Consider the following 6,773-nt stretch of genomic DNA (forward strand, 5'->3'; position numbering starts at 1 on the left):
CTGCGCCAGCGCCTCGTCTTCCTCGACGGCACGGATGATGCGCAGGTGCGCTGGGCCATTGCCTCGACCTCGCCCGAGACGGTCAAGCTCATCCTCACAAATGGGTCGGCCTTCCGGCTGATGGAGCAGCACAAGCGGCGCTTCTATTTCGATCAGGCAGGCATGCTGACCGCGCGCTTCGGCCTTTCTCATGTGCCGGCGGTCGTCGAGCAGGAGGGCCGGCAGCTGCGCATCCGCGAGGTCCCCATAAGCAGGCCGTCCCTGGGAGGCCGGCCATGAGACTGTGGTGCCTTCTCCTCGCCCTCGCGGCGGCGCTCGGTCTGACCAGTCCGGCGGCGGCCGTTCTGCCCGGCAAATGCTCGGGTCGGTTCGTCAACCCGATCACCGAGATCTGCTGGTCCTGCCTGTTCCCGATCTCGGTTGGCACGTTTCCGGTCTGGCCTTCGGGGCGGCCGGATGCGCCGAACCCGCCCTTGCCGGTGTGCTACTGTCCGCCCCTACAGGTCGGCGTCTCCATGGGCTTCTGGGAACCGATCCGGCTGGCCGACGTCAGCATGAAGCCGTGGTGCTTCGTCAACCTCGGCGGGCTCAGCCTGAACCCGGGCTTCGACATCGGCCACAAGCAGTTTGCCGGCCCCTCGATCCTTGGTGGGAACGGCCAGAACAGCGGCGGCTGGCATGTGCACTGGTATGTCTATCCGCTGATCTACTGGCTCGAGCTGCTGACCGACTTTGCCTGCATGGAGGAGGGCTCCATCGACGTCGCCTACATCAGCGAGGTCGATCCGCTCTGGCAGGATTCCGAACTGGCGACGATCATCAACCCGGAAGCGGTGCTCTTCGCCAACCCGCTGGCAACCGCGGCCTGCGCGGCCGACTGCGTGGCCGCAACAACGGCGCTGCCGCTGGATCCGCTCAGCTGGTGTGCGGGCTGCTTTGGTACCATGTACCCGATGAACGGCAATATCCCGGCGCAACTCGGCCATGTCCAGGGCTCGCGTCTGGCGCTCTCGCGCTTCATCTACAAGCTGCATCGCCAGATGGTCGCCGAAGGCACCATGGGCGCAAAGGGCCTGTGCAGCAAATACCCGATGCCGATCCTGCGCAAGCAGCAGTACCGCCTGCAGGCCGTCAATCCGCGCCCGCAGACCTCCGGGCGCTACGCCTGCGCGCCGATCGGCGCCTCCCCGCTGATGTACGGCGCCGGCCAGATGATCCCCATCATCGGCGAGGACTTCGGCTACCTCGTCTGGCGCAAACGCAACTGCTGTGTGCTGTGAGGGAGGCTGGCATGCGCAGGTTGATCCTCTTGGCTTTTCTCCTCAGCGGTCCGGTCGCGGCACAGGAGACAATGACGAAAGGCGAGGTCGAGGCCATCCGCGAGCGGGCGAGGGCCCATGCCTCCGAAGCCGAGGCCTTTGCCGCGACGATCCGGCAGCGGGCAGAGGCGCTGCGCGGCGAGGCTGAGGCGCTTCGGCAATCCGCGCGGGCGAACCGGGAGGCAGCGCCTGCCTCTGCCAGCGCGCCGGTCGAAGGCCTTGACCTTGACCGGCTGGTTGCCGCCTCCGAGCAGCTCCAACGCGCCGGCGAGGAGGTCGGGCCGCAATTGCTGGCCTTCGTCTCCTTCTCGATGCCCGAGACTGCGCTGCGCCAGATTGTCCAGGACGTGACCGCCGTCGGCGGCGCCGTCGTCTTTCGCGGCATGCCGCAGAACAGCATCAAGGCGTTTCGCAATCGCCTGCTCGGGGTGCTCGGGGCCGGTCAGGCTCCGGCCAACATCGGCATCGATCCACGCCTGTTCCGGGCCTTCGGCGTTATCGAGGCGCCGACCTTCGTCGTGGTCTCGACCGGCTTTGAGCTGTGCGACGGTTTTGACTGCCAAGACACCCCGCCGCCCCATGACCGCATGACCGGCAACGTGAGCGTCGCCTATGTTCTGGAGACGATGGCGGCCGGACGGGGACCTGGCGCGGCCGTCGCAAAGGTCCTGGCGCAGCGGCTGAAGCAGCCGGCCCGCCCCGGAGGGGCCGAGCCATGACGCTGCGCTCGGCGCTTCTAGTCTTGTTGGCGCTGGGACTGGCCGGCGGGGCGATTGCCTCGGGCGAGGTGACTGCGATCAAGGAGGATGCCAAAGCGTTCGGCGCGCAGTTGCTCCCCGGAATGCAGGCCGGCGCCACAGCCGCGCCGACGGCGGAGCGGTTGCCGGGATACCAGGCGGGGCCCTATCCCGAGAGCAGCTACCAGGACAATCCGGACGCGATGGCGACGGCGGGCGCGGCTATGGCGACAAGCCATGCGGGCGCCGCGACCGTCCACTCCAGCATGGCGTTGCGGCCGCAGTTCGAGACGGCCGATATCGAAGCGGCAATTGCCGGCGGGATGGCGGTCTCCGCCGACCCGGGGGTTTACGTGACCGGCTACTCGGGTGAGCAGGGCGATTGTCGGCCGCTGCCGCCGGGCGGCGACATCGGGGCAACCTACGAGCAGACGTGCAACAGCGGCATGCGGGTCGAGGAGGGCGCGCGCGCCTGTCCGATCACGCTCGAGCACGATATCCGGACAAGGTACCGGTACGAGTGCAGCCATGATCCGGTGCGCAACGAGGTAGACGACTGCGCCCTGTTCGACGGACACGCGAACTGCTCCCTGACCGGCTCCCGGCCGGGGGCGTGCCTGGTCGAGGGGCGCTTCGGGTGCGTCGAGCCGGGCGCGCTCATCCTGGAAATGCAGTGCCCGGCTTTGGTGCCAGGCGCGACACTGCTCTCCAGCACCGCCACCTACCATGGGTCGACACGAAACGAGAGCGCCTGTGCTGGTCTGGCAACTGATGCGACCTGCTCTGCGCCGACCGAAGTCTGCACTGACAGCACGCCCAGGACCCGCACCATCGCGGGCGTCAGCATCACGCAGGACTGTTGGGGCTGGGTGCGCACCTACGGGTGCGCGGCGTTCACGCCCGACAGCGACTGTGGCCCGCTGGAAGAGCTGGGCTGTACCTTCCGGCGTGAAATCTGCCTCTCCGAAGACGCGCCGTGCTCGATGTGGGAGCGGGTCTATGCCTGTCCGATCCCGGACGCGCCGCAGCAGCCGACGCAATACATCTGCGATGCGGACGTCGTCTGCATGGACGGCAGCTGCGAGACGATCACGCGCGAGCCCAACACCGAGTTCAAGGATGCGGCCGTCGCCCTTCAGGCCATGGGGCAGGTCGGCAAGGAGCTTGATCCTGAAAACCTGACCCTGTTTGGTGGCGAGCGCCTGACCTGCGCCATGACCATTTTCGGCGCGATCAACTGCTGCGTGCCACGGGGACTGCCGCTCATCGGCGGCTGCGATGCCGAGGACCGGTTGCTCAAGGAACGGCGCGAAAATGGCCTGTGCCACTATGTCGGCACCTATTGCAGCGCAAGGACGCTTGGCGTCTGCACCAAGAAGCGCGAGGCGCACTGCTGTTTTGCGAGCAAGCTCAGCCGCATCCTTCAGGTCGAGGGCCGCCGCCAGCTGGGCTTGCCGTGGGCGGACCCGAAGGAGGAGACCTGTGCGGGTCTGACCATCGACCAGTTCGCCCAGCTTGATCTCTCGCAGATGGATTTCAGCGAGGTCTACGCCGAGTTCACAGAGGCGGCGCGCCTGCCCGACAATCTGGCGACGATCGATCAGATGAAGCAGCGCATCACTCAGTACTACGAGGCCGCACAATGAGGGGCCTGGTTCAGACCGATGAATGGCGGCTCCCTCAGCCAGGCACGTCCTATGGGGCAGCGGTCAGGCGGGAGAAACACCCATGAAGCGCGCCCTTCCGTCGGCAGCTATTGGCGTAGTCGTGCTTGCGGCCGCGGTCAGCGCCGGCAGCGGTCCGGCTGGCGCTGCCGGTCAGGCCGAGCGGTTTTATTGTGAGGAGCGGCAGCTGGGCTACTGGTTCTACTGTACCCGACCTGAGACAGCGCCTCCGGCGACACAGCCTGCCCCGGAACCAGAGCCCTCATACCAGGACCGGCTTGCCGAGGTGACCGAGACGCTGCGCGAGCTGAAGGCGCGGGCCATTCTCGAGCCGACCGAGGAGAATGTGGCGGCCTATGTCGCCTTCCAGCGCGAGCAGCTGGACCGGTCAGGTCTTTTTACCGACGTCTGGCAGCGGCTCCTCTGGCAGCGCCCGGACCTGGACTACACCTTGAAGCGCCCGGTCTCGACGCTCGGCAAGCAGGCCTGGCTGGACGCACGCCAAACCGACAAGCAAGCGCTCATGGCCCAGCTGCCGGAGCGGTATGGCCTGTTTTATTTTTACGCCGCCAGCTGCCCTTCGTGCCGACTGATGACGCCGGTCCTCAAGTACATCGACCAGACCTATGGCCTTCACATTCAGGCGGTCTCGATGGATGGCGGCCCCAATCCGGATTTTCCGGATGCAGTCGTTGATCGCGGTCAGAGCGCGCGCATGGGTTTGCCCTCAAAGACGGTCCCGGCTTTGGTGCTGTTCGATACTGAGACGAAGCAGTTCATTCCGATCGGTCATGGGCTGCTTTCGGCCGACGAGATCCTGGAGCGGATTTTCATTCTGACCCAGACGAAACCAGGGGAAGATTATTAGGAGAGAAGTGATGCTCAGGCAGGCCAAGGCCGCGCTGTACCGTGTGGCGTATGGGGTAACGCTTCTGGCCGGGTTGCATCTGGCAGTGCTCCCGGTCTCCGTGCAGGCGGACGTGGCCTCATCCATGGCGCAGGCGTTCGATGACATGGGCGCGGCCGCCAACGTCACCGGCCCGTCGGCCTTCCAGGGACAGTCGGCAGGCTACTATAGCCTTGGCAACGTCTGGGTGCGCATGCCCCAGAAGACGACAAACATCGCCAATCTGCAGCTGCCCAGCGCCCGGGCCGGCTGCGGCGGCATCGATCTGTTCTCGGGGTCCTTTTCCTTCGTCAATGGCGGCGAGATTGTCGCGCTCATGAAGGCCGTCGCCAACAACGCGGCCGGCTTTGCCTTCAAGATCGCGATCGATACTGTCTGTCCCGAGTGCGGCCATGTGCTCGAGAGCATGCGCCAGGCCGCGCAGCTGATGAACAATTTCAATATCTCAAGCTGCGAGGCAGCACAGGGGCTGGTGGGCGCGGTCTGGCCGCAAAGCGACCTGGCCGACAAGGCCTTTTGCGAGAGCATCGGCAACTCCTCCGGTCTTTTTACCGACTATGCGGCGGCCAAGCACGGCTGCGGCTCGAAGGGCCAGCGCAGCGCAACGGTCGCAGCGGCCGATCCGCTGACACAGGATGTCAACCCGGCGCTGCCGCGCAACTTCACCTGGGAGATCCTGAAAAAGACCGACTACTTCAAGGCCGGTGGCAGCCACGATTACCAGATGATGGAATATGTGATGAGTTTGGTTGGCACCATCATCTATCAGCCGCCGAGTGACACCTCGCCCGGCAAATACAGCCCGGTCTTGGGCGATTCCTCGGGGCGGCTGGCAACTGCGTTGCTCGATGGCTCGGGATCGCCGCCGGTCCAGTATTACAAGTGCGATGAGCACGACAATTGCCTCACCCCCACACTGACCCAGCTGAACCTGGCTGCCGCTGATGCCTTGCGCGCCAAGGTGCGCGGCATGATCGACACCATGGCAACCAAGGTGCGGGGCTCCGCCCCGCTCACCGAGAGCGAAAAGGCGCTGCTTCAAGTCGCAACCATCCCGCTCTACAAGGTGCTGGTGGTGCAGGCGGCCTATGGCCGGGGCCTGAACATTGATGACCGTGATACGCTCGCCGAAGTGACGGCGATTGATTTGCTGTTTGCTCAGCTTGATCACTTTTTCTCGATCATCTCGCGCTCGCAGGCCAACTTCATCGCCTCTGATGAGACCAAGCTTCAGGCCTGGGCCGAGCTGATCGGTCGCTCGCAGGCGGCGCTCGCCAACCGGCAGCGCGAGGTGCACTCGAAAGTCTCGGTCGTGATGCAGATCATCCAGCGCACGGCCTTTCTTGAATCCATGCTTGCGGCGCAGATGGCAGCGCCCATGGCGGCCTCCATCGACTGGTCGCGTTCGATCTCGGCCAGCCGGCTGTAGCGGCAAGGGGAGGGGGCCATGGCCACGATCGAGGTCTTCACGATCGGCGGGGGCGAATACCTCGTCAACGTGTTCCAGGCGGTGGCAAGCTGGACCGGCTCGGGCGGCTATGGCTCGCTGTTGCAGGTGATCATGGTGATCGCGCTGGGGTGGATGATGCTGACCCTGGCGCTCAGCCAGGATTGGCGCGGCTGGCTCAGGGATTTCATGGTGGTGCTGCTCATCTACACGACCTTGCTCGTCCCCAAGATGGCAGTCCATGTGACGGACCGGATCGACCCGTCGTTGACGCCAACGCAGGTGGCGGGTGTTCCTCTCGGGCTGGCGCTGGTCGCCGGCTTCTCCAGCCAGGTGGGCGACTATCTCGTCCGCGGCGCGGAGCTGGTCTTTGGACTGCCGAGCGACCTCAATTACAGCCGCAACGGCATGATCTACGGCGTGCGGCTCCTCCAGGCGACGCAGGAATTGCGACTCCAGGACGCCGAGTTTGCCGCCAACCTGGACGAGCATTTTCGGGTGTGCGTGTTCTACGACATCGCGCTCGGCCAATACTCCCTTTATGAGCTGTCGCGCTCGGATGATCTCTGGGCTGCGATTGGCCCCGGCTCGGCCGGCCGGGCGCAGCGCTGGCTGACGCGCAGCGGCTCGGGCGTCAGCTCCAACATTGTCACCTGCCAGGAAGCCTATACTGCGCTCGACGGGCAGTGGGTCAATGGC

The 6,773-nt window shown here is 65.4% G+C and carries 6 protein-coding genes and 1 pseudogene; all 7 read left to right on the plus strand.

The window, feature by feature from the left end:
- A pseudogene (locus tag VIG90_RS13355) lies at positions 1 to 279 on the plus strand (type-F conjugative transfer system protein TraW); the annotation flags it as partial.
- Positions 276 to 1,280: a conjugal transfer pilus assembly protein TraU gene (gene traU, locus VIG90_RS13360; RefSeq protein WP_331594018.1), complete on the plus strand. Its 1,005-nt coding sequence runs from the start codon at positions 276 to 278 to the stop codon at positions 1,278 to 1,280. The pseudogene VIG90_RS13355 and the gene traU, both read left to right, overlap by 4 nt.
- A gap of 11 nt (positions 1,281 to 1,291) precedes the next feature.
- A complete protein-coding gene (gene trbC, locus VIG90_RS13365) occupies positions 1,292 to 2,038 on the plus strand; it encodes a type-F conjugative transfer system pilin assembly protein TrbC (protein WP_331594019.1) in 747 nt (248 codons plus the stop codon).
- Positions 2,035 to 3,702: a conjugal transfer protein TraN gene (locus VIG90_RS13370; RefSeq protein ID WP_331594020.1), complete on the plus strand. Its 1,668-nt coding sequence runs from the start codon at positions 2,035 to 2,037 to the stop codon at positions 3,700 to 3,702. The genes trbC and VIG90_RS13370 overlap by 4 nt, the downstream gene beginning before the upstream one ends.
- A gap of 82 nt (positions 3,703 to 3,784) precedes the next feature.
- Complete coding sequence (locus VIG90_RS13375; RefSeq protein WP_331594021.1) at positions 3,785 to 4,588, plus strand: conjugal transfer protein TraF; 804 nt, start codon at positions 3,785 to 3,787, stop codon at positions 4,586 to 4,588.
- Between the two features lie 10 nt (positions 4,589 to 4,598).
- Positions 4,599 to 6,056 (plus strand): conjugal transfer protein TraH, encoded by a 1,458-nt coding sequence (locus VIG90_RS13380; protein WP_331594022.1) that lies wholly within the window; start codon positions 4,599 to 4,601, stop codon positions 6,054 to 6,056.
- Between the two features lie 18 nt (positions 6,057 to 6,074).
- On the plus strand, positions 6,075 to 6,773 hold a 699-nt coding region (locus tag VIG90_RS13385; RefSeq protein WP_331594023.1), incomplete at its 3' end, for a conjugal transfer protein TraG N-terminal domain-containing protein.

The sequence above is a fragment of the Pedomonas sp. genome (assembly GCF_036515995.1).
GTDB lineage: Bacteria > Pseudomonadota > Alphaproteobacteria > Sphingomonadales > Sphingomonadaceae > Pedomonas.